Annotated in this window: 19 protein-coding genes and 1 pseudogene; 7 read left to right on the top strand and 13 right to left on the bottom strand. The window is 73.2% G+C overall.

Annotated elements, in window-relative coordinates:
• Nucleotides 1-9: 9 nt before the first annotated feature.
• Nucleotides 10-654 (bottom strand): dihydrofolate reductase family protein, encoded by a 645-nt coding sequence (locus QBL25_RS19715; protein ID WP_409058357.1) that lies wholly within the window; start codon nt 652-654, stop codon nt 10-12.
• 67 nt (nt 655-721) lie between these two features.
• Nucleotides 722-1,750: a hypothetical protein gene (locus QBL25_RS19710; RefSeq protein ID WP_409058356.1), complete on the bottom strand. Its 1,029-nt coding sequence runs from the start codon at nt 1,748-1,750 to the stop codon at nt 722-724.
• Between the two features lie 171 nt (nt 1,751-1,921).
• On the opposite strand from QBL25_RS19710, the gene QBL25_RS19705 reads away from it, so the two are divergent.
• The 3 genes from QBL25_RS19705 (at nt 1,922) to QBL25_RS19695 (ending at nt 5,789) form a co-directional block, all read left to right on the top strand.
• Entirely contained in the window at nt 1,922-4,207 is a 2,286-nt protein-coding gene (locus tag QBL25_RS19705; RefSeq protein ID WP_409058355.1) for a heavy metal translocating P-type ATPase, read from the top strand.
• 200 nt (nt 4,208-4,407) lie between these two features.
• Nucleotides 4,408-5,097: a copper homeostasis protein CutC gene (locus QBL25_RS19700; protein WP_409058354.1), complete on the top strand. Its 690-nt coding sequence runs from the start codon at nt 4,408-4,410 to the stop codon at nt 5,095-5,097.
• 149 nt (nt 5,098-5,246) lie between these two features.
• Entirely contained in the window at nt 5,247-5,789 is a 543-nt protein-coding gene (locus QBL25_RS19695) for a DUF2165 domain-containing protein (RefSeq protein WP_409062712.1), read from the top strand.
• A 16-nt stretch (nt 5,790-5,805) separates the two neighbouring features.
• On the opposite strand, the gene QBL25_RS19690 is transcribed toward QBL25_RS19695, so the two are convergent.
• Nucleotides 5,806-7,890 (bottom strand): HelD family protein, encoded by a 2,085-nt coding sequence (locus tag QBL25_RS19690; RefSeq protein WP_409058353.1) that lies wholly within the window; start codon nt 7,888-7,890, stop codon nt 5,806-5,808.
• A 266-nt stretch (nt 7,891-8,156) separates the two neighbouring features.
• Between QBL25_RS19690 and QBL25_RS19685 the strand changes: the two are divergent.
• Nucleotides 8,157-9,302, top strand: a pseudogene (locus QBL25_RS19685) (glycosyltransferase 87 family protein); the annotation flags it as partial.
• On the opposite strand, the gene QBL25_RS19680 reads toward QBL25_RS19685, so the two are convergent.
• Together QBL25_RS19680 and QBL25_RS19675 are read right to left on the bottom strand one after the other, a co-directional pair.
• Nucleotides 9,208-10,851: a DNA repair helicase XPB gene (locus QBL25_RS19680; protein ID WP_409058352.1), complete on the bottom strand. Its 1,644-nt coding sequence runs from the start codon at nt 10,849-10,851 to the stop codon at nt 9,208-9,210. The pseudogene QBL25_RS19685 and the gene QBL25_RS19680 sit on opposite strands and share 95 nt — an antisense overlap.
• 112 nt (nt 10,852-10,963) lie before the next feature.
• On the bottom strand, nt 10,964-13,525 hold the full coding sequence (locus tag QBL25_RS19675) for a helicase-associated domain-containing protein (RefSeq protein ID WP_409058351.1): 2,562 nt from the start codon (nt 13,523-13,525) through the stop codon (nt 10,964-10,966).
• 271 nt (nt 13,526-13,796) lie between these two features.
• Between QBL25_RS19675 and QBL25_RS19670 the strand changes: the two genes are divergently transcribed.
• Nucleotides 13,797-14,831 carry a hypothetical protein gene (locus tag QBL25_RS19670; protein ID WP_409058350.1) on the top strand — a complete coding sequence of 345 codons (1,035 nt, stop codon included), beginning with the start codon at nt 13,797-13,799 and terminating at the stop codon, nt 14,829-14,831.
• 28 nt (nt 14,832-14,859) lie between these two features.
• Here QBL25_RS19670 and QBL25_RS19665 read toward each other — a convergent pair whose 3' ends face one another.
• Genes QBL25_RS19665 through QBL25_RS19650 form a run of 4 tightly spaced genes read right to left on the bottom strand, consistent with a single transcriptional unit; the run spans nt 14,860 to nt 18,765 of the window.
• On the bottom strand, nt 14,860-15,855 hold the full coding sequence (locus QBL25_RS19665) for an ABC transporter substrate-binding protein (protein WP_409058349.1): 996 nt from the start codon (nt 15,853-15,855) through the stop codon (nt 14,860-14,862).
• On the bottom strand, nt 15,852-16,694 hold the full coding sequence (locus QBL25_RS19660; protein WP_409058348.1) for an ABC transporter ATP-binding protein: 843 nt from the start codon (nt 16,692-16,694) through the stop codon (nt 15,852-15,854). The genes QBL25_RS19665 and QBL25_RS19660 overlap by 4 nt, the downstream gene beginning before the upstream one ends.
• Nucleotides 16,691-17,770: a FecCD family ABC transporter permease gene (locus QBL25_RS19655; protein ID WP_409058347.1), complete on the bottom strand. Its 1,080-nt coding sequence runs from the start codon at nt 17,768-17,770 to the stop codon at nt 16,691-16,693. The genes QBL25_RS19660 and QBL25_RS19655 overlap by 4 nt, the downstream gene beginning before the upstream one ends.
• Complete coding sequence (locus QBL25_RS19650; RefSeq protein WP_409058346.1) at nt 17,767-18,765, bottom strand: FecCD family ABC transporter permease; 999 nt, start codon at nt 18,763-18,765, stop codon at nt 17,767-17,769. Before QBL25_RS19650 ends, QBL25_RS19655 begins: the two co-directional genes overlap by 4 nt.
• Nucleotides 18,766-18,901: 136 nt before the next feature.
• On the opposite strand from QBL25_RS19650, the gene QBL25_RS19645 reads away from it, so the two are divergent.
• Nucleotides 18,902-19,531 (top strand): HAD family hydrolase, encoded by a 630-nt coding sequence (locus QBL25_RS19645; protein WP_409058345.1) that lies wholly within the window; start codon nt 18,902-18,904, stop codon nt 19,529-19,531.
• On the opposite strand, the gene QBL25_RS19640 is transcribed toward QBL25_RS19645, so the two are convergent.
• Nucleotides 19,524-19,775 carry a hypothetical protein gene (locus QBL25_RS19640; protein WP_409058344.1) on the bottom strand — a complete coding sequence of 84 codons (252 nt, stop codon included), beginning with the start codon at nt 19,773-19,775 and terminating at the stop codon, nt 19,524-19,526. The two genes, QBL25_RS19645 and QBL25_RS19640, sit on opposite strands and share 8 nt — an antisense overlap.
• 171 nt (nt 19,776-19,946) lie before the next feature.
• On the opposite strand from QBL25_RS19640, the gene QBL25_RS19635 reads away from it, so the two are divergent.
• Nucleotides 19,947-20,330 (top strand): cold-shock protein, encoded by a 384-nt coding sequence (locus QBL25_RS19635; RefSeq protein ID WP_076685560.1) that lies wholly within the window; start codon nt 19,947-19,949, stop codon nt 20,328-20,330.
• Between the two features lie 20 nt (nt 20,331-20,350).
• Here QBL25_RS19635 and QBL25_RS19630 read toward each other — a convergent pair whose 3' ends face one another.
• From QBL25_RS19630 to QBL25_RS19620, 3 genes are read right to left on the bottom strand one after another with little or no spacing between them, the layout of a single operon-like run.
• On the bottom strand, nt 20,351-21,223 hold the full coding sequence (locus QBL25_RS19630; protein ID WP_409058343.1) for a 1,4-dihydroxy-6-naphthoate synthase: 873 nt from the start codon (nt 21,221-21,223) through the stop codon (nt 20,351-20,353).
• Nucleotides 21,216-21,911, bottom strand: a complete 696-nt coding sequence (locus QBL25_RS19625) for a futalosine hydrolase (protein ID WP_409058342.1) — start codon at nt 21,909-21,911, stop codon at nt 21,216-21,218. The genes QBL25_RS19630 and QBL25_RS19625 overlap by 8 nt, the downstream gene beginning before the upstream one ends.
• Entirely contained in the window at nt 21,881-22,390 is a 510-nt protein-coding gene (locus QBL25_RS19620) for a DUF2771 domain-containing protein (protein WP_409058341.1), read from the bottom strand. Before QBL25_RS19620 ends, QBL25_RS19625 begins: the two co-directional genes overlap by 31 nt.
• Nucleotides 22,391-22,426: the final 36 nt, after the last annotated feature.

Here is a 22,426-nt window from a genome sequence, read left to right as displayed (position 1 = left end):
CCGGGCTCCTCACCTGCGCCAGAACAAGTGGTGCGTCACGCCGCTCGGGCTGGGCACGACGTCCAGGTGGAAGCGGTCGCGCAGCTCGTCGGGCGACTCCCAGAGCCGCGTACCGGCCCCGATCTTCACCGGTGAGACCGCCACGTGCAGGGTGTCGACGAGGTCCGCGTCGAGGAACTCCCGGATGACCGTGGCCCCGCCGCCGAGCCGGACGTCCTTGCCGCCCGCCGCCTCCCGCGCCTGCGCCAGGACCGCGGCCGGGTCGGCGTCGACGAAGTGGAACGTGGTGTCGGAGAGCGTGAACGAGGGCCGGGGGTGGTGGGTCATGACGAACACCGGGGTGTGGAACGGCGGCTCGTCGCCCCACCAGCCCTGCCACTCGTGGTCCTGCCAGGGGCCGCGCTGCGGTCCGAACTTGTTGCGGCCCATGATCTCGGCGCCGATGTTGTGCGCGAAGTCCCGGGTGAAGTAGTCGTCCAGGCCCCGGCTGCCGCCCGGTTCGGTGCGGTTGGGCCAGCTCGCCGTGGCCCCGGCCCAGGTGAACATCTCCCCGGGGTCGGCGTCGCCGAACGGCCGCTCCATGCTCTGGTGCTCTCCGGCACCGAATCCGTCCCGCGAGACGGTGAAGTTCTGGACCCGAAGCAGCTGTGTCACGTCGTCCTCCTGCGTGTGCCGTGGTCGCGACGAGGGTGAGACCGGCCGGGGCGCCCGAACTCATCGGTCAGTGGGCGTGCCCGTCCGTCTCCGCAGTCTCCTCGCTCCCGGAGCCGGGCGCCGCGCCGCCGCCCACATGGACCGTGAACGCCGCCGTGCGCACCTTGCCCTCGTGCTTGAAGTCCAGGAACAGGCGGTACGCCCCCGGGCTCGGTGCCGTCGCCGCGAAGGAGACGCCGGGGCCGGGCTTCGTCCTGCCGTCGCCCGGTTCGCCGGTGGGGTGCACGTGGAGGTAGGCCAGGTCGCCGGAGCGCAGGGCGACCAGGTGGCCGTACGAGCCGAGGTAGGGCTGGAGGTTCGTGACCGGCTTGCCGTTCTTCGCCACGTCCAGGGTCAGGTCGGCGGACTTCCCCGGCTTCAGCTCGCCGTCGAGGCTGACCTCGTAGCCGTCCACCGAGGCCTTCGTGCGGTGCTCGGGCAGGTCGTTCGGCTCGTACGTCCCCGCCACCGCGAGGTCCGCGCCCAGGGTCAGGCCCTCCTTGGCGCCCGCGGGCTTGAAGTCGGCGAAGACGCGGTAGCCGCCCGCCTCGGGGAGCTCGACCGGCGTCGACCAGGTGCCGTCGGCGGCGCGGGTGGGGTGCAGATGGCGGTAGGTCGTCAGGTCACGGGACGCGACGATCAGGTGCAGCTCCTTGTCGTGCTCCTTCTCGTACGCGGTGAGGTTGCGGCCCGCTCCCTTCTTGCCCTTGCCGTCCTCGACGACCGCGAACCGCAGCTCCTCGCGCTTCTCGGCGTCGACGCGGGGGGTCTTCAGGTCGAGGGTGTAGCCGCGCTCGGAGATCTGGAGGCCGCCGGGGACGGTGTCCGCGTGCCCGGCGCCGGTGTCCTTGCCGCCCGGGTCCTCCTTCTCGCCGGTGTGCCCGTGCTTCTCGCCCGCGTGGCCGTCTTTCTCGCCCGCGTGGCCGCCGCCGTCGTGTTCGCTCGCGGGCTTCTTCTGGGCGCTCGCGGGGTCGACGGCCTGGCCGACGCCGTACGCGGTGCCGAAGGTCGCGGCGACGGCCGCGGCGAAGGCGGTGATCTTCATTCCGGTGTTCATGACCGCTCCCTGAGGACGGAGGAAAGGACTGCCGATGCCTCCGAAGGTACCCCCTGGGGGTATAAAGTCAAGCATCGGTCGCCCTTGCGATTGGTACCCCCCAGGGGTATACATGGATCCTACGTCAGGGGTACCCACCCCGGGTACCCCCCGAGCGAGGAGTCCGCAGCCATGTCCACCACTCCCCCTCCCGGCAGCACCGAGGTGGCAGAGGTCGAACTCGCCATCGGTGGCATGACCTGCGCCTCGTGCGCCGCCCGTATCGAGAAGAAGCTCAACCGCATGGACGGCGTCGAGGCGACCGTCAACTACGCCACCGAGAAGGCCAAGGTCAGCTACCGCGGGCAGGACGTCGCCGTACAGGACCTGATCGCGACCGTCGAGGCCACCGGCTACACCGCCCAGGAGCCCGCCCCGGCCCGCGCCGAGCGCGCGGAGCCGGACCCGGACGACGACGAACGGCAGGCCGACGACCTGCTGCGGCCCCTGCGCGAGCGCCTGATCACCGCGGTGCTGCTCTCCGTGCCCGTCGTCGCGATGGCGATGATCCCCGCCCTCCAGTTCGAGTACTGGCAGTGGCTGTCCCTGACCCTGGCCGCGCCGGTCGTGACGTACGCCGCCTGGCCCTTCCACAAGGCCGCCTTCACGAACGCACGGCACGGCGCGGCGACGATGGACACGCTGATCTCGGTCGGCACGTCGGCCGCGTTCCTCTGGTCGCTGTGGGCGCTGTTCTTCGGGACGGCCGGCACCCCCGGCATGACGCACCCCTTCGAGCTGACCATCGCCCGCACGGACGGCGCCGGGAACATCTACCTGGAGGCCGCGGCGGGCGTCACCGCCTTCATCCTGGCCGGGCGGTACTTCGAGGCCCGCTCCAAGCGCAAGGCGGGCGCGGCCCTGAAGGCGCTGCTCCGGCTCGGCGCCAAGGACGTCACGCTCCTGCGGGACGGCGGCCGCGAAGAGACCGTCCCGGTGGGCGACCTGCGGACCGGCGACCGCTTCCTCGTCCGGCCCGGCGAGAAGATCGCCACCGACGGCCGGGTCGTCGAAGGCGCGTCGGCGGTCGACGCCTCCATGCTCACCGGCGAGTCCGTGCCGGTCGAGGTCGCCGAGGGCGACCCGGTCACCGGCGCCACGCTCAACGTGGGCGGGCGGCTCGTCGTCGAGGCCACGCGGATCGGCGCGGACACCCAGCTCGCCCGGATGGCCAAGCTGGTGGAGGACGCGCAGAACGGCAAGGCCGCGGCCCAGCGCCTCGCCGACCGGATCTCGGCGGTCTTCGTGCCGGTCGTCATCGCCCTGGCCGTCGCCACCCTCGGCTTCTGGCTCGGCAGCGGCTCCGGTCTGACGGCCGCGTTCACCGCCGCCGTCGCCGTACTGATCATCGCCTGCCCCTGCGCCCTGGGGCTCGCGACGCCGACCGCCCTCATGGTCGGCACCGGGCGCGGCGCCCAGCTCGGCATCCTGATCAAGGGCCCGGAGGTCCTGGAGTCCACCCGCCGGGTCGACACGATCGTCCTGGACAAGACCGGCACCGTCACCACCGGCAAGATGACCCTGCTCGCCACGCGGGTCGCGCGGGGCGTCGACGAGGCCGAAGTCCTGCGTCTGGCGGGCGCGTTGGAGCATGCGTCGGAGCACCCCGTCGCGCAGGCCGTGGCCTTCGGCGCGGCCGGGCGGGTGGGCGCGCTGCCCGCCCCCGAGGACTTCGCGAACGTGGCGGGACTCGGCGTCCAGGGCGTCGTCGAGGGCCACGCGGTCCTGGTCGGCCGCGAGGCGCTGCTCGCGGAGTGGGCGATCGGGCTCCCCGTCGAGCTGGAGCGGGCGAAGGCGGAGGCCGAGGCGGCCGGGCGTACGGCCGTCGCGGTGGCCTGGGACGGCGAGGCGCGGGCGGTCCTTGAGGTCGCCGACGCCGTGAAGGACACCAGCCCCGAGGCGATCGAGCGCCTGCGCGCCCTCGGTCTGACGCCCATCCTCCTGACCGGCGACAACAAGGCGGTCGCCGCCTCGGTCGCCGCCGAGGTGGGCATCGCTCCCGAGGACGTGATCGCGGAGGTCATGCCGCAGGACAAGGTCGACGTGGTCAAGCGGCTCCAGGCGGAGGGCCGCAGCGTGGCGATGGTCGGCGACGGCGTGAACGACGCGGCGGCGCTCGCCCGGGCCGACCTGGGTCTCGCGATGGGCACCGGCACGGACGCGGCGATCGAGGCGGGCGACCTCACGCTCGTCCGCGGGGACCTGCGCGCGGCGGCGGACGCCATCCGCCTCTCCCGCAGGACGCTCGGCACGATCAAGTCGAACCTCTTCTGGGCCTTCGCCTACAACGTGGGCGCGCTGCCGCTGGCCGCGGCGGGGCTCCTGAACCCGATGATCGCGGGCGCCGCGATGGCGTTCTCCTCGGTGTTCGTGGTCGGCAACAGCCTGCGCCTGCGGGGATTCAGGCCGCTGAGCTGAACGGCGGGGGGCCGACTCCCCGAACTCCGGGCGCAATCGACGTGTACATGTCTTTGCGATCACCCCGGTGCGCTTGGGTCGCGCCGGGGTGATCTGCGCGTAGGCTGGGTAATTGGACTAGACCTATGTGGGACGGCTTGGGAGACTTCTTCCCTCTGTGTCGCCCGCTCCCGCGGCCCCGGACCCGAAGGAAGACATCCATGAGCAAGCGTGCAGTCCTGGAGGTGATCGCCCTCGACGCCGAGGACGCCGTCGCCGCCCAGGCCGGAGGCGCGGACCGCCTCGAACTGGTCACCGACATGGCCGCGGACGGCCTCACCCCGTCCCGCGAGACCTTTGCCGAGATCCGCGCCGCCGTGGACATCTCCCTGCGCGTGATGCTGCGCCTCGCGGACGGCTTCGCCGCCGGGGACGTCGACACGCTCGTACGCCGGGCGCGCGAGCTCAGGAGCGCGGGCGCCGACGAGTTCGTGCTCGGCTTCCTCGACGAGACGGGCGGCCCCGACCTGGCCGCGGTGGAAGCCGTGGTGGACGCGCTCGACGGCTGCCGCTGGACGTTCCACCGCGCCGTCGACCGCGCGCCCGCCCGCGACGCCCTGCGCAAGCAGCTCGCCGACCTGCCCGGCCTCGACACCTACCTCACCGCGGGCGCGGCGACGGGCGTGGACGACGGCCTGACGACGCTGATCGACGAGGCCGCGCGGTCCGGTGAGCCGGGCTACGAGCAGCAGATCCTCGTCGGCGGCGGACTGCGCCTCGACCACCTGCCCCGGCTCAAGGCGGCGGGCGTCGACGCGTTCCACATCGGCGGGGCGTCACGGCCCGACGGCTGGACGGCGCCGGTGTCGGCCGAGGCGGTCGCCCGGTGGCGGGCCGCGGTGGACGCCTGAGCGCTTCCGGTGCGGGGCGCTGTCCGCGCCACCCCTGAGACGCGGTACAACTGGGCGTACAGGGAGGGGACTTCATGCCGAAGCCAGCAGCCGAGCCAGCAGCCGAGACAGCAGCCGAGCCAGCAGCCAGGACGCGTCCCGCCGAGCGGATGCTCGCGGCCGGGGCGCTGCCCGTCGCCGCGACGCTGCTCACCGGGACGGTCGCGCTCTACATGGCGCTCGTCGCGTTCGGGAACATCACCGATTTCGACACCAACCAGCAGTTCGTGCGCCACGTCCTGGCGATGGACACCACCTTCAAGGACGACGACCTGATGTGGCGCGCGGTGGGATCCACCGCGCTCCAGGACACCGCGTACGTCGCGATCATCGTCTGGGAGACGCTCGCCGCCCTGATCCTGATCGCGGCGACGGTCCTGTGGGCCGGGGCCCTGCGCCGGCCCCAGGGGCTGCGCCGGGCGCGGCGCGCGGGCACGCTCGGCCTGCTGATGGTGCTCGTCCTGTTCGGGGCGGGCTTCATCGGCATCGGCGGCGAGTGGTTCGCGATGTGGCAGTCGGAGGACTGGAACGGCCTGGACGCGGCCACGCGGATCGTGACGCTCGCCGGACTCGTGCTGATCGTCACGCATCTGCCGTCCGCCGGCGCACCGGCGGACGCACCGGCGGACGGCTCCGGGGCGAGCGGGTCATGACCCGCGCCGCGCGCGTCTAGCGGGCGAGCCGCTCGGGCAGCGCGGCCGCGTGCACGACGGTGAGTCCCGACACGGCACGGGTCAGGGCGACGTAGAGCCGCCGCAGACCGGTCCGCTCGTCGGGCTCGCCGTCGACCACGGCCGCCGGCTCGTCCAGGACCACGTAGTCGTACTCAAGACCCTTGGCGAGGGAGGCGGGCACGAGCGTGAGCCGGGTGTCCGGCGTGGTCTCCTCGCCGGGCGAGAGGTACGTCATCCCGGCGGCGTCCAGGGCCTTCGCCAGCGAGGGGATGCGGGCGTCGGCGGCGATGAGCCCGATGGAACCCTCCTGCCGCAGCGACTCGACGCAGGCTTCGAGGGAGGCCTCGTCCAGGGGCGCGGTGCCGACGGCCTGCGGTGACGCGGTGTCGCGGCCCGCCACGGACCGGATCACGAGCGAACCCGGCGACTCCCGCACGGACTTCACCTCGGCGAGGCCCGGCGCGATGGACGGAAGCAGCCGGGAGGCGAACGCGATGACCTCCCGCGGCACGCGGAAGCCCGCGGTCAGCTCCTCCACGACCGCGTCGGCCTTCCCCAGATGCTCCAGGGCCTGCTCCCAGCTCCGGGTGGCCCACGGCGTCGTGCCCTGGGCGAGGTCCCCGAGGACGGTGGCGGAACCGGTGGTGCAGCGGCGCCCCACAGCGCGGTACTGCATGGGGGAGAGGTCCTGCGCCTCGTCGAGGACGACATGGCCCAGCGAGTGGGTCCGCGCGACGAGATCACCGGCCTCGTCGATCAACACGGCGTCCGCGGCCGACCACTTGGCGGCCTTCACGCTCCGCGCGGGCTTCTCCCAGAGGATGAGCTTCTGCTCCTCGTGGCCGAGGATCCCCTCGGCGTGCTCGGCGAGAAACTCGGCGTCCGAGAGCAGCCGCAGGACGAGCTTGGCGGGGTCGACGGGCGGCCACACGGCCTTGACGGCGGCCTTCACCGCGGCGTTGCGCGCGACGGCGTCCTGCACGCGGTCGTCCGGGGCCTCGCCCGCCTGCTCCATCCGGACGAGCACGGCGTGCGCGATGCGCTGGGGCAGGGCGTCGCGTGCGGCCCCGTACCGGATGTCGCGCGCGAGCAACTCCGCGACGATCTCCTCCAGTTCGTACGCCGGGATGCGCCAGCGCCGTGAGCCGCGCACGACGACCACGGGCTCCTCGGGCAGGGTCACGTGCGACCGCAGGGCCTTGCGCAGCACCCGCGCCATGCGGGCGTCGCCCTTGACGACGGCAGCGGCGGCGTCGTCCGTGCCGCGCACCTCCACATGGGCGACGAGGTCGTCGACGGTGGCCTGCTTGACCTCCAGCTCGCCCAGGGCGGGCAGCACCTGCTCGATGTAGTGCAGGAAGGACTTGTTGGGCCCGATGACGAGGGTGCCGGTGCGGGCGAGGCGCTCGCGGTGGGCGTACAGGAGGTAGGCCACGCGGTGCAGGCCGACGGCGGTCTTTCCGGTGCCGGGGCCGCCCTGCACGCAGACCGATCCGCTCAGGTCGCTTCGTACGATCTCGTCCTGCTCGGGCTGGATCGTGGCGACGATGTCCCGCATCGGGCCGACGCGGGGCCGCTCGATCTCCTGCTGGAGCAGCTTGCTCGTCCGCTCGGCCTCGTCGGCGTCACTGAGGTGCTCGTCCTCGTACGCGGTGAGGTCGCCGCCCGTGTAGCCGAACCGCCGCCGCAGGGCGATGTCCATCGGCGCCTTCTTGGAGGCGCGGTAGAAGGGCTGCGACACGGGGGCGCGCCAGTCGATGACCATGGGGTCGCCGTCGGCGTCGTGGACGTGCCGCCGCCCGATGTAGAACTGCTCGCCCTCGGCGCCTTCCGCCTGGTCGGCGCCGGGGGCGTGGAGGTAGTCGAGCCGCCCGAAGAAGAGCGGGGTGTGGGCGAGGTCGGCGAGGGACTTGATGCGCTCGTCGATCTGGCTCTGGAGGACGGCGGCGTTGACCCAGTTCGCGGTGACGTCGCGGATGTCGAGTGCCTCGGCGTCCTCGCGCATGGCGCGCAGGGCCGAGCGGGACGCGGCGAGGTGGTTCCGCTCTCGGGAGAGGGGGTCGGGGTGGGCGGCGTGCACGGGTTGCCTCCGGCGGGGTGCGGGTTCTGGGCCGGCCGGTTGCCGTCCGGTCGGCGGCGGGCGCGAGGCACGCGGGCAGACCGGGCATCTTATGCGGCGGCCCTCCCGGGGAGCCACCGGTTTTCACCCCCGGGGCCGGGCCTTTGTCGAACAAGCCTTTCCCACCCACCCGCCCGATCACCCCGCAGTTAGCCGCTAAGGTCACCGCCGTGAAAGTACCGGTTGTGAGTGAATCATTGCGTTGTGTCACGTTTCCCGTGGTCCTGCTGCCCCTCGCCTCGCTGAGCGCCTTCGCCCTCCTCTGTCTCGTGCAGCCTCTCCCCATGGCCGATGCCCTCGTCTACCGGGCCGAAGGGGCCGCCGTCGTCGGTGGTGGGGATCTCTACGGGTTCACCGTCACCCGGTGGGAGCTGCCGGCCACCTATCCGCCGTTCGCCGCGCTCCTCTTCGTGCCCACCACCTGGCTTCCCCTCCCCGCCCTCAAGCTCGCCTTCCTCGGGGGCAACATCGCCCTCCTCGCCCTCCTGGTCCACCTCTCCCGGCGCCTCGCCGGGCTCCCCGCGCGCCTCGCGCCCCTCCTCGCCGGAACCGCCCTCGCCCTGTGGCTGGAGCCCGTCTTCCAGACCGTCCTCTTCGGGCAGATCAACCTGGTGCTCGTCTGTCTGGTCCTCTGGGACGTCACCCGGGCCCCCGGCTCCCTCGGCAGAGGCGTCGCGATCGGTGTCGCCGCCGGGATCAAGCTCACCCCCGCCGTCTTCATCGCGTACCTCTTCCTCACCGGACGCGTCCGCGAAGGGCTCACCGCCACCGCCGCCCTCGCCGGAACCCTCGCGCTCGGCGCGCTCGCGCTGCCCGGGGCCAGCGCCGACTTCTGGACGCGCCGGATCTTCGAGACGGGCCGCGTCGGCAAGGCGTGGATCGTCGACAACCAGTCGCTCCAGGGCCTCGTCGCCCGCACCGCCCACGACCCGCACCCGGGCCTCCTGTGGGCCCTCCCCGCGGTCCTGGTCGCCGTCACCGGCCTGTGGCTCGCGGCCCGGGCCCGCGACGAAGGCCGCGGGGTCCTCCTGACCGCGGCCACCGCGCTCCTGGTCTCGCCGATCAGCTGGTCCCACCACTGGGTCTGGTGCGTACCGCTCCTGACCCTGCTCATGGCGGAGGGCCGCCCCCGCCTGACCGCGGCGGTGGCGACCCTCTTCACGGCCCGCACCCTGTGGCTGGTCCCGCACCAGGGCGACCTGGACCTACGGCTGCCCCACTGGCAGCAGCCGCTCGCCTCGCCCTATCCGCTGCTCGCCCTGGCGCTCCTGGCGGGCCTCAGCTGCCGGCCAGCAACTCGTCCGCGTCCACGATCCGGTACGCGTACCCCTGCTCCGCGAGGAACCGCTGCCGGTGCGCCGCGAAGTCCTGGTCGATGGTGTCCCGCGCCACGACGGAGTAGAAGCGCGCCTCATGACCGTCGGCCTTCGGACGCAGCACACGACCGAGCCGCTGTGCCTCCTCCTGCCGGGAGCCGAAGGTCCCCGACACCTGGATCGCGACCGTAGCCTCGGGCAGGTCGATGGAGAAGTTCGCGACCTTCGAGACGACGAGCACGGAGATCTCGCCCTCCCGGAACGCCCCGAACAGCTTCTCGCGCTGCGCGTTGGTCGTCTCGCCCTTGATGACGGGCGCGTCCAGATGCTCGCCCAGCTCGTCGAGCTGGTCGATGTACTGGCCGATGACGAGGGTCTGCTCGCCCGCGTGCTTCCTGACGAGCGCTTCCGTCACCTTGCGCTTCGTGGCCGTCGTGGCGCAGAAGCGGTACTTCTCCTCGGCCTCGGCCGTCGCGTACGCCAGCCGCTCCGAGTCCGTGAGGTTGACCCGCACCTCCACGCAGTCCGCGGGCGCGATGTACCCCTGCGCCTCGATCTCCTTCCACGGAGCGTCGAACCGCTTGGGGCCGATCAGCGAGAAGACGTCGGACTCCCGGCCGTCCTCGCGCACCAGCGTGGCCGTCAGGCCCAGGCGCCGCCTGGCCTGGAGGTCGGCGGTGAACTTGAAGACGGGCGCGGGCAGCAGGTGCACCTCGTCGTAGAGGATGAGCCCCCAGTCGCGCGAGTCGAAGAGCTCCAGGTGCGGATAGACACCCTTCCGCTTCGTCGTCAGGACTTGGTACGTGGCGATGGTGACGGGCCGGATCTCCTTGCGGGTCCCGCTGTACTCCCCGATCTCCTCCTCGGTCAGGGAGGTCCGCTTGATCAGCTCGTGCTTCCACTGCCGGGCGGAGACCGTGTTCGTCACCAGGATCAGCGTCGTCGCCTTGGCCTCGGCCATGGCGCCCGCGCCGACCAGCGTCTTGCCCGCGCCGCAGGGCAGCACGACCACACCGCTGCCGCCGTGCCAGAACCCCTCGACGGCCTGCTTCTGGTACGGGCGCAGCGCCCAGCCGTCCTCGACGAGGTCGATGCGGTGCGCCTCGCCGTCGACGTACCCGGCGAGGTCCTCGGCGGGCCAGCCCAGCTTCAGGAGGGTCTGCTTGATCTGCCCGCGCTCGGAGGGGTGGACGACGACGGTGTCGGCGTCGACCCGGTCCCCGACCAGGGGCTGCACCTTCTTGGACCGCAGGATCTCTTCCAGGACCGGCCGGTCGGTGGTGGTCAGGACGAGACCGTGCGTGGGGTGCTTGGAGAGCGTGAGCCGGCCGTAGCGGGCCATCGTCTCGGCGATGTCCACGAGCAGCGCGTGCGGCACGGGGTAGCGGGAGAACTCCACCAGCGCGTCCACCACCTGCTCGGCGTCGTGCCCGGCGGCACGGGCGTTCCACAGGCCGAGCGGCGTCACGCGGTAGGTGTGGATGTGCTCGGGGGCACGCTCCAGCTCCGCGAAGGGCGCGATGACACGGCGGCAGGCCTCGGCCTGCTCGTGGTCGACTTCGAGCAGGAGAGTCTTGTCCGACTGGACGATCAGGGGACCATTCACGCGCGCACCCTTTCGGTAAGCCAAACGTCCAGTGTGCCGCATGGCGCGCTCATACGGTCCTGCGTGCGTTCCGGCTCACGTTCCGGCCGTCGTGCCGGCAGCCGGGGGCGGCTCAGTCGTCCGCCAGTTCCGCGACGCCGGTCACCCGGTGCAGGGGGTACGTCTTGACCTCGTCCGCCGTGTGGTCGTACGCCGTGACGAAGCCGCCCTCCACCCGGATCGGGGCGATCACGCGCTGGCTCGCGGAGCCCTCCGCGTTCACGTAGCCGATCCACAGCGCCTCGCCGGTCAGGACCGCGGCCTGCATCGTGGCGAGGGTCTCCGCCGCCGTGGTGCGGGGCAGCGCTCCGCCCTTCTCCGGGGTCGCCTTGCGGGGCGCGGTCGAGGCCAGGTCGCCGGCCCGGATGGCGCGTACGGCCGCGCCGAGCATGGTCTTGTCGGCCAGCGGCGGGCCGTCGTGCACCGGCTCGGGCGCGGTGCGGGGCGGCGAGCGGTGGGCGTGCGCCCGCGTGATCAGTACGTCGCCGTCGGCGCTCTCCGCGGCGGGCGCGAAGCCCATGCCCCGCAGGCCTTCGAGGAGCGTGCCGGGGTCGGCCTGCGCGGCGAGCACGGTGGGCGCGAGGCGGCGCAGGCGCAGGGGCTGGGAGCGCTTGTCGGCCAGGATCTCGTTCAGGAGCGCCTCGTCGTCGCAGCGCACGTACGCGGACGCGGCGCCGATCCGCAGGTGGCCGTGTTTACGGGCCACGTCGTCGATGAGGTACGCCAGCGGCTGCGGCACCGGCGTGCGGGAGTGCGCGGCCAGGAAGGCGTGCAGGTCGGACGCGGACTTGCCCGCGTCGAGCGCGCGCCGTACGGACCCGGGCGTGAAGCGGTAGACGGTCGCGCCGCCCTTCGACTCGACGTCGGCGAGCACCGAGAGCGTCTCGGCGAGCGGGCGCTCCAGCGGGCCGGGGGCCACGGCCGTGAGGTCGGCCTGGAGCAGGACGTGGTCGAGGGGTTCGGGGAGCAGGGGGGCGAGGATGCGGGCGGCTCGGGCCCCGGCGGCGGCCAGTTCGGCGGGGGAGGGGTGGGGGACGTCCGGGGCGCCCCCGCCGCCCGCTGGTTCCGCCGCGTTCTCGCCGCTCTCGGAGCCGAGCAGGGCCCTGCCGTGTGCGGAGAGCGCGCCGCGGCCGGTGATGCCCAGCAACTCGCTCTCGTTCAGGGTCCATTGGGCGATTCGGGCGCGGAGCTCCATGGGGGCGGCGCTGTGGCCGACTCCGCTTGCGTGGGCCGCGCCGGACGTCGTGCCGCCGCCTGCCGCGCCGCGCGGCGGGCGTTCCCAGCGCAGGCGCGCGATGACCGACTCCGGGGTCGGGCTCGCGCCGTCCGGCAGCGTGGTGAGGAGCGTGAGCACCCGGCGCCGGATCTCCGGGGCCGAGGAGCGGTCCAGGTGCGGGCCCAGCGCCGACAGCGTGCGGTCCTTGCCGTCCCGGCCGCCGATCAGGCCCGCCGTGCGGGTCGCCGTCAGCCAGGCCGTGGCCAGGACCGACCAGCGCTCGGCGGCGGGCAGCTCCTGCCAGTCGTCGTACGCGGGCGTCGCCGCGTACCGCTCGTCCGCCTCGCCGTCCGACGCCACGAGGCCCGCCGCGTAGGCCAGTTCGACCCAGAACGCGGCCACCGGCTCGGGCAGGTCCAGGGCCACGGCGGTCCGCTTCAGGTCGCGCACGCTGAGGCCGCCCGCGCGGAGCACGGTGGGGCCGCCCTCGTCCCAGTCCTTCAGGAGTTCCTCGACGGTGTCCAGTGCCATGTACGCCTGGCTCGCCGCCGCCGCGTCCACAGCCTGTGGACGGTGTTCGCGCAGCGGCTCGACGGCGGGCGGCGCCGGTTCGAGGACCCGGTGGGCACGGCCCGCCCGCAGGTGGAGGGCCGCCTCGCGGGGGAGCACGACGGTGCCGGGGGAGGTGGGCAGCAGGAGCCCGCGGTCCAGGAGCCAGCGCAGGTGGCGGGCCGGATCGGCGGTGACCTGGCCGTACGGCGGGCCCCAGACGAGGCGTGAGAGCACTTCGACGGACTCGGCGGGGGCTTCGTCGAGGAGCGCGGACATGCGGGCGCGGTCGGTGAAGAGTTCCGTGAGCGAGCGGACCGCGGAGACCGCGTCGTGCGTGGAGGGGAGCCCGGCGGCGGCCACGATGTCCTGCATGCGGCCCGGCGACATGCCCGCGGTGGCCTCGGCGACGGTGGGGCCGAGGCCGGTGGGGGAGGGGTACTGCGGGGCGGGGGCGAGGAGTTCGCGTGCGGTGCGGACCAGGCGCAGGCGGTCGTCGGCGCCCCAGATCAGGGCCTGCTCGCGGAGGGTGGCGAGGGCGCGGGCCAGGGCCGCGTCGACGGTGGGGTCGCCGTCCTCGTCACCGGCCACGAGAGCGTGCAGCTCTTCGTACGTGGCGGGTTCCGGGGCCACGGCGAGTGCCTCGGCGACCTGCTGGGCGAACCGGTCGAGCCGCTCCAGGGCGCGGACGACGGAGGCGCGGGTGGCCGCGCGCGTCGCCAGCTGCGTGAGGTCGTTCGGGACCGGGGTGAGCAGGTCGGGGCGGGCGTGGAGCAGCGCGCCGAGGGAGGCGTCGTCACGGGAGCGGAGTGCCTCGGCGAGGGACCGGGGGGTGTCCGCTGGGCGCTGGGGCTGCTCGTCGGTGCTCATCAGGCTCACGGTAGCGGGTCGGGGTGCACGCCCGGGCCTTCCTGGCGGCGGGCTCCGGGGCCCGGGGAGCCGGGACGGGGGTGGGGCCGGGGGTCCGCGGGTGTGGCGGTACGGAGGTTCGGGTCGGGTGTCGGTGCGTCGGCCGGCCGCCGGTGGGTGGGGGCCGGCACGGTGCCGGTGCTTTTGGCCGCGGGGGACGGACCGGGGGAGGGGACGCGGTAACGTCGGGGTATTCGGTGGTTTTCAACGGGGCTGCCCCGGAGGGGAATTCGTGGGGATCGAGAGCGACCAGCTCGTCTTCGACTATCTGAGCCGCGTCGGCGACCTGGCCCAACAGCGCCTCCTGCCCTCGGGCACCCGCATGCGCCTCGTCTCCGACCTCCGCAACGAGATCGACCGCAGCCGGGCCAAGGCCGCGGCCGACAGCCCGGCCGCCATACGCCGCATCCTCGACCGGCTCGGCACCCCCGAAGACCTCGTGGAAGCCGCGGGCGGCTCCGGCGCCCCCGCCGGCGGTGACGACGTACCGAAGCAAGCCCCGCCCCGCCCCGCGCGCCCGCGCTCTGCCGAGCCGAAAGAGCGGCCCAAGCGGCTGCGGCGCGTCGTCCCCCGGCCACGGCCCGCCGCCGAGGACGTGGAGCCGGTCCAGGAGTACCGCCCCTCCCCGCCCCACCTCGCCGGCACCGACGAGCTCGGCGAGAGCGGCTCCGAGCCCGACTGGTGGCGGGTGGACAGCAGCCCCTTCGGCCTCGCCGACACCGTGCCGGGCTTCACCGGCGGCGTGGAGATCCCCGAGATCCTCAAGCCCCCGCCCAAGAAGCGCCCCGACGCCGAAGCCGACGCCGAAGAAGAAGCCGACGACGTCGACGATGAAGGTCAGGAAGAGGAAGAAGACGAAGGCGGCGTCGAGCACGCCCCCGCCCGGCGGCTTCGCTTTCGGCGGTCCGCCGCCCTCGCCCCCGCCGCCCCCCGCTTCACCAACCCCCTCCTCCTGCTCGCCGCGGCCCTCCTCACCGTCGGTGCCGTCCTCGGCAACTGGCTCGCCCTCGGCGGCGGCTGGCTCCTCGCCTACGCCTCGCGCAGGCTCAGCAGGGCCGAGGCGAAGTGGGCCGTCATCGGGCTGCCCGGCCTCGTCGTCGCCGGTGGGATCACCTGGCTGTGGGGCAGGAACGAAGGCCGCTGGGGCGACCCCGTCCGCGACGGCCACATGAGCGACGCGATGGCCGAGACCTGGCCGTGGGTGGTGCGCGGCGCGGCCATCGCCTCCGCGCTCTATCTGGTATGGAGGTCCCAGCGGCAGCGGTAGCCGCCCCCGGGCACCCGCTCCCGCGCGCCTAGCGCGTCAGGGCCTTCTGGAGCTCGTCCAGGATCCTGTTCGCCGCCGTGTAGCCGATCCCCTGGATCCACAGCTCGTCGTCGACGGTGTGGACGTCGCCCTTCTTGACGGCCTTCATGTTCTTCCACAGGCCGCTGCCGACGGTCCGCGTCTCCTTGGAATTCTTCGGGTCGCCGTATGTGGAGCGGAAGATGACGTCCGCGTCCGCGAGGTCGATCTTCTCGGGCGACACGTCGTACGAGAAGCCGTCCTTGGCCTTGGCGGCGATCGGCGGGCGGCCCAGGCCCACGTCTTTGAGGAGCGTGGCGACATACGTCCGCTCGCCGTAGATGCGGATGTCCGCGCCCTCCACGAAGCGCACGACGTTGACCTCCGTCGCCCTGGCCTTCGCCGGGCCGCCGACGGCGGCCGTGACCCGTCCGGCGTGGGCGTCGTAGGCGGAGACGACCTTCTTGGCCTCCGCCTCCTTGCCCAGTGCCTCGGCGTGGACCCGGAAGTTCTCCTTCCAGGGGTAGCCGGTGTTCTCCGTCATCACCGTCGGCGCGATCTGCTTGAGCTGCGCGTACTTCGCCGCGTGCCGGATCTTGCTGGTGAGGATGAGGTCCGGCTTGAGGGCGGCGATCGCCTCCATGTTCGGGTTCAGCATCTCGCCGACGTCCTCGATGCCGCTGACCTCGTCCTGGGGCAGGTAGCCGGGGAAGCCCGACGACGCCTCGACGTGGGTGGCGCCGACCGGCCGCACGCCCAGTGTGAGCGCGGAGTCCAGTTCGGCGGTGTCGAGGACGACGACCCGCTTCGGGGAGACGGGGACCCGGACGTCTCCCATGGCCGTCGCGACGGTGTGCCGCGTGCCGGGGGCGGAGCCGGCGCCCGCCCCGTCGCCGGAGTCCGGCGATCCGCAGGCGGCGAGGACGAGCGCTCCGCCGAGGGCCAGCGCCCCGGCGGTCAGGGCGCGGCGGCGGTGCGCCGACGCGGCGGTCACGGGTGCGGTCATGGTGTGGGGCCCACCTTTCGGTCGGACGCGGGCTGCGGGCGCGGCTCGGCGGCCCACGGAGCCCCCGGCACGACCAGGGGCGACCCCGTCACCGGGTCCGATACCACCACGCAGTCCAGACCGAACACCTCGCGGACCAGATCCTCGGTGACGACCTCGGCGGGCGGGCCCTCCGCGACGATCCGGCCGCTCTTCATGGCGACGAGGTGATCGGCGTACCGGGCGGCCTGGTTGAGGTCGTGCAGCACGACGACCACGGTCCGGCCGCGGTCGTGGTTGAGCTGGCGCACCAGGTCGAGCACCTCGACCTGGTGCGCGATGTCGAGATACGTCGTCGGCTCGTCCAGGAGCAGCAGCTCGGTCTCCTGCGCGAGCGCCATCGCGATCCACACCCGCTGGCGCTGCCCGCCGGACAGCTCGTCCACGGACCGCTCGGCGAGCGCGGCGACGTCCGTACGCTCCATCGCCTCCGTCACGGCCCGCTCGTCGTCCTCGGACCACTGCTGCCACCAGTGCTGGTGCGGCTGGCGGCCACGTGCCACGAGGTCGGCGACGGTGATCGCCTCGGGTGCCACGGGCGTCTGCGGGAGCAGCCCGATCTGCCGGGCGATCTTCTTGGTGGGGAGCTTGGCGAGGGCTTCGCCGTCGAGCAGGACCGCGCCGCTCTTGGGCTTGAGGAGGCGGCCGAGGGCGCGCAGGGTGGTCGACTTCCCGCAGGCGTTGGGGCCGACGATGACCGTGACCTCGCCGTCGGGCACCGCGAGGTCCAGTGCGTGCACGACTTCGCGGTCCTCGTAGGCGAGGGTCAGCTCGCGGGCGCTGAGGCGGGCGGCGGTCACGAGGTGCCTCCATTGCGGACGGAACGGCTGCGGACGATCAGCCAGATCAGGTACGGGGCTCCGACGGCCGCCGTCAGGACGCCGACCGGCAGCTCGGTGGGCGAGAACAGGCGCCGGGCGAGCAGATCCGCGAGGACCATGATCAGTGCGCCGAGCAGGGCCGAGCAGAACAGCGGGATCTGCGCGGTGCGGGTCAGACGGCGGGCGATCTGCGGGGCGAGCAGCGCCACGAAGTCGACGGGCCCCGCGGCGCCGGTCGCCACGGAGGCGAGGACCACGCCGAGCAGGACCAGACCGAGCCGTACGTGGCCCAGGCGCACTCCGAGGGCGGTCGCCGTGTCGTCGTCCATGGTCACCGAGCGCTGGGCGCGGGCGGCCCAGCACACGAACGGGAGCAGGACGAGCAGGGTCAGGCCGAGCGGCGCGGCCTCCGTCCAGCCGCGCCCGTTGAGGGAGCCGGTCATCCAGATCTGCGCCTGCTGGGCGACGAGGTAGTCGCCCTTGGTCATGAACAGCGTGGTGACCGAGCGCAGGGCGATCGCGAAGCCGATGCCGATGAGCACGAAGCGGGTGGCGTGCAGGCCGCCGCGCCAGGCGAAGACGTACACGAGGGTGGCGGCCGCGACGCCGCCGAGCACCGAGAGGTAGGGCAGGACGGTGGCCGAGGTGACCCCGAGGGTCATCGCCCCCACCGTCAAGGCGCTCGCGCCCTGGCTGATGCCGATGATGTCGGGGCTGGCCAGGGGGTTGCGGGCGACGGTCTGGATGAGCCCGCCCGCGACCCCGAAGGCGGCGCCGACGAGCAGCCCGACGACCATCCGGGGTTCGCGCAGCGTCCCCACGACCAGCTCGTCGGGAGAGGGCTGCCCGAGGACGACCTTCAGGGCTTCGGCGGGCGCGACGAACGACTCGCCGACGCACAGGTAGGCGAGGCAGGACGCCGCCAGGAGCACGGCCAGGAGCAGGGCGACCGCGGTCGCCCTGCGGTGCACCAGGAACGCGGCACGGCGGACCCGGAGCACGGAGTACCCGGCGGGACGCACGCGCCCGGCGGCGGCGACCGGCGGGGCGCTCACGCCGCCACCGTCTTCCGGCGCACCAGCGTCACGAGGAACGGCACCCCGATGAGCGCGGTCATCACCCCGGCGGGCACCTCGCTCGGCGGGAAGACCACGCGCCCCACGGTGTCGGAGACCAGCAGCATGACGGGCCCGATGACGGCGGCCATGGGCAGCACCCAGCGGTGGCCGCTGCCCACGATCGCGCGGGCGATGTGCGGCACCGCGAGGCCGATGAACGCGATGGGCCCGGCGGCGGCCACCCCCGCGCCGGTGAGCACGGTCGCCCCGAGCCCTCCGACGATCCGCACGGCCGCGACCTTCTGCCCGAGCCCCTTGGCCACGTCCTCGCCGAGGGCCAGCGCGTCGAGTCCGCGCGCGACGGACAGCACGAGCACGAGCCCCACCAGGAGGAACGGCCAGATCTGCCCGACGATCTCGGCGTCGCGCCCGGAGAGCGAGCCCACCTGCCAGAAGCGGAACTCGTCCAGGGCCGACGCCCTGGTGGTGAGGACGGCGGTGGTCAGGGAGACCAGGAGCGCGTTGATCGCGGCCCCGCCGAGCGCGAGCTTCACGGGGGTCGCACCGCCCCGGCCGCTCGCGGCGATCGCGTACACCGCGACGGAGGCGAGGCCCGCGCCGACGAAGGCATACCAGACGTACCCGGTGAGCGTGTGCACGCCCGCGAACGCGATCGCCATGACCACGCCGACCGACGCGCCCTGGCTGACGCCGAGGATGCCGGGGTCGGCGATGGGGTTGCGGGTGATGCCCTGGAGGACCGTGCCGGCGAGGGCGAGCGCGGCGCCGACCATCAGGCCGATGAGCGTGCGCGGCACGCGCATCTCGCGGATGACGTCGGCGGCGTCGCCGTGCCCGCCGTGCAGCAGGGCGTCGAGGACGGCGGACGGCGCGATCGCGCGGGCGCCGACGGAGAGACTGAGCAGGATCGCGAGCAGCAGGGCCACGACGGCCGCCGTCATCGCGACAGCGCGTCTGGCTGGCACACGCATCGGCTGAGCTCGTTTCGGAGGACTCGATGATTCGAGGATTCGTGAGGGCGGGGAGCGCCCCTGAGGTAAGGCTCGGCTAAGTCTAAGGGGCGGTCCTGGGCCTCTTCCCGGCCGTGGTCGTCGGCACAATGGGCTCATGACCTCACGCGCGCCGACCGTCGGCTTCGACCTCGACATGACCCTGATCGACTCCCGGCCCGGCATCAGGGAGGCCTACCGCGCCCTGTCCGCCGAGACCGGGACGTACATAGACGCCGACCTCGCCGTCACGCGGCTCGGTCCGCCCCTGGAGCAGGAGCTGCGCCACTGGTTTCCGCAGGAGCGGATCCAGGAGATGGGCGACCGCTACCGTGAGATCTATCCCACATACGCCATCACCCCCACCCTCGCGATGCCCGGCGCCCGCGAGGCGGTCGCGGCGGTGCGCGCGCACGGCGGCCGGGCGATCGTGGTGACCGCCAAGCACGAGCCGAACGCGAAGCTCCACCTGACGCACCTCGGCATCGAGGCGGACGCGGTGATCGGCTGGCTGTGGGCCGAGGCGAAGGCGGACGCCCTGCGCGAGCACGACGCGGTGGTGTACGTCGGGGACCACACCGGTGACGTACGCGGCGCGCGTACGGCGGGCGCGCTCTCCGTCGCGGTGGCGACCGGGCCGTGCGACGCAGCGGAACTGCGCGCGGCGGGCGCCGACGTCGTGCTCACCGACCTGAGCGGGTTCCCCGCCTGGCTCGACGCCCACGTCGCCGGGGGCGGCGTCAGGTAGACGCGGATTTCGCCTGGCGGCGCTGGACGGCGATGGAGCGGAGCACGCCCGCCACGGCGACGAGGAACCCGACGCCCATCAGCATGCACACCGCGTACGCGAGGGACGGGAAGGGGTCGGTGCCGAGGAACAGCGGGGCCACCGTGACCAGAGTGGCCAGGGCTCCGACGAAGAAGATGATGGCTCCGGTACGGACCAGGCCGTCGCCCGGTCCGGCGGAATTCGCTTGGGTTTTGTCACGCACCCCACCAGGGTAGTTCCCTGCCCGAAGGAAGAATCCGGGGACGTCTTGTCACCGGCCCCCGGACCCATAGTCTTGGTGGCGGCGGGTCGGGCGACCCGCTGTAGTGCTATCCAGAGCCGTTTTCCGCGGCACAGACGCGTTTGACGACGAGTACGAGGACGAGGACTTCAGGTGCCTACCGGCAAGGTCAAGTGGTTCAACAGCGAGAAGGGCTTCGGCTTTCTCTCCCGCGATGACGGCGGCGACGTCTTCGTGCACTCCTCCGTACTGCCCGCAGGTGTCGACACACTCAAGCCCGGCCAGCGCGTCGAGTTCGGCGTCGTCGCCGGTCAGCGCGGTGACCAGGCCCTGTCGGTGGCGATCCTCGACCCGACGCCGTCCGTCGCCGCGGCGCAGCGCCGCAAGCCCGACGAACTGGCGTCCATCGTCCAGGACTTGACGACCCTCCTGGAGAACATCACGCCGATGCTGGAGAAGGGGCGCTACCCCGACAAGGCCTCGGGCGCGAAGATCGCGGGCCTGCTGAGGGCCGTCGCCGACCAGCTCGACGTATAGGTTCCGGCCGCCGTACGGGATTACCGGCCAAAGCTGAGCGCATCCGGCGCGAGGGGCGGTACGAGCCCCTCCGCCGCCGCTCGCGTCAGGAGACCGCGGATCGCCGCGTAGCCGTTCTCGCCGAGATCGGCCGTGAACTCGTTCACGTACAGACCGATGTGCTGGTCGGCGACGGCGGGATCCATCTCCTGCGCGTGCTCCTGCACGTAGGGCCGGGAGGCCTCGGGGTCGTCCCAGGCCATGCGCACGGAGGTCCGGACGGCGTCCGCGATCCGCTCCAGGCGCTCGGCGCCGAGGGACCGCTTGGCGATGATCGCGCCCAGCGGGATGGGCAGGCCCGTCGTCCGCTCCCAGTGCTCGCCCATGTCGGCGAGGCAGTGGAGCCCGTAGTTCTGGTACGTGAAGCGGGCCTCGTGGATGACCAGGCCCGCGTCGACCTTGCCGTCCCGCACCGCGGGCATGATCTCGTCGAAGGGCAGCACCACGATCTCGCCCACGCCCTCGCCGGGCAGCGTGTCCGCGGCCCAGAGCCGGAACAGCAGATACGCCGTGGACCTCTCGCTCGGCACCGCGACCGTCTTGCCGGTGAGGTCGACCCCGGCCTCCCGGGTGAGGACCAGCGGCCCGCAGCCCCGGCCCAGCGCCCCGCCGCACGGCAGCAGGGCGTACTCGTCCAGGACGTAGGGCAGCACGGCGTACGACACCTTCAGGACGTCGAGCTCGCCGCGTTCCGCCATGCCGTTGGTGATGTCGATGTCGGCGAACGTCACGTCGAGCCCGGGCGCGCCGGGCACGCGGCCGTGCGCCCAGGCGTCGAAGACGAACGTGTCGTTCGGGCAGGGCGAGTAGGCGATCTTCAGGGGCTGCGCGTCCCGCGCGGGCGATTCAGTCATGCCGGTTCCAACTCTCCAGTACGGGCGCGCATTTCCCGAACGCGTCCCCCAGCGCGCCAAGGGCCTCGCCGATCCGCCAGGCGGCGCGGTCGCGCGGCCCCACGGCGTTGGAGACCGCGCGTATCTCCAGGACGGGCAGGGTGAAGGCGGCGGCGGCCTCGGCCACGCCGAATCCCTCCATCGCCTCCGCGAGGGCCGACGGATGGCGCCGCCGCAGCCCGGCGGCGCGCTCGGCGGAGCCGGTCACGGTGGAGACGGTCAGGACGGCGCCGGTGAGTCCGCCGCAGGCCGCGGCCAGGTCCCGTACGAGGGACGGGGGCGGCCGGTGGGTGACGGCGCCGAAGCCCAGTTCGGTGACGGGCAGGAAGCCGTCGGGCGTCTCGGCGCCCAGATCGGCCGCGGTGATCTCGTCGGCGAACACCAGCGAGCCGAGCGGCGCCCCGGGCGCGAAGCCGCCGCCGATCCCGGCGGAGACCACCAGGTCGTACGGGGTGCGCGCGAGGGCGGCCGCCGTGTGCGCCGCGGCCGCCGCGGGCCCCACGCCGACGGCCACGGCGTCGGCGTACGGGGGCAGGCGGCCGGCCACCGCGTCCCGTTCGGCCGGGACGGCGGTGGCGACCAGCACGCGCGGGGGGTGTGTCGGGGACACGGACCCGGTCAGGCGTCCTTCTCGAGCTTGAACGACCACAGGCCGGTCGCCTTGGTCGAGGAGCCCTTGCCGCCTTCGAGGATGCTGACGGTGGTGGAGTTCTTGCCGCCGCCGTACTGCTGGTTGAAGAAGACGCTGCCCGGGATGACGACGTAGGTCTTCTTGCTGGCCTCGGTGAGGGGCTGACCGTTCATCAGGAGCGTCCAGCCCTTCTCGGCGACCTCGGGGTCGACGCCGAAGCGGACCTTCTCGTCGGGGTCGACCTTGATGGACTCGGCGTCCTTGTCCTTGAGGCAGTCCTGGAGCTGGGACTGCTCGAGCTCCTTGCCGTCGTTGTAGCAGGAGGCCTCGGAGTTCACCGAGTCGCTGCCGACCGTGACGGTGGCGAGCGGCGTCGGCTTGTCGCAGGCCGACAGGACGAGGAGTCCGGCGGAGACAGCGCCAAGGGCGGCCACGGAGCGGCGACGGCGCGCCGAGCTGTGAACGTGTGCGGCTCCGCCGCGGAGCAGGGAGGTCATGGGCGAAGGCTATCGGGCGCCCCGTGCCGTCCCGCC

It is taken from the genome of Streptomyces sp. SYP-A7185, assembly GCF_046103685.1.
GTDB lineage: Bacteria > Actinomycetota > Actinomycetes > Streptomycetales > Streptomycetaceae > Streptomyces.
The sequence above is the reverse complement of the archived record's forward strand: the minus strand, read 5'-3'. Positions and strand labels throughout refer to the sequence as shown.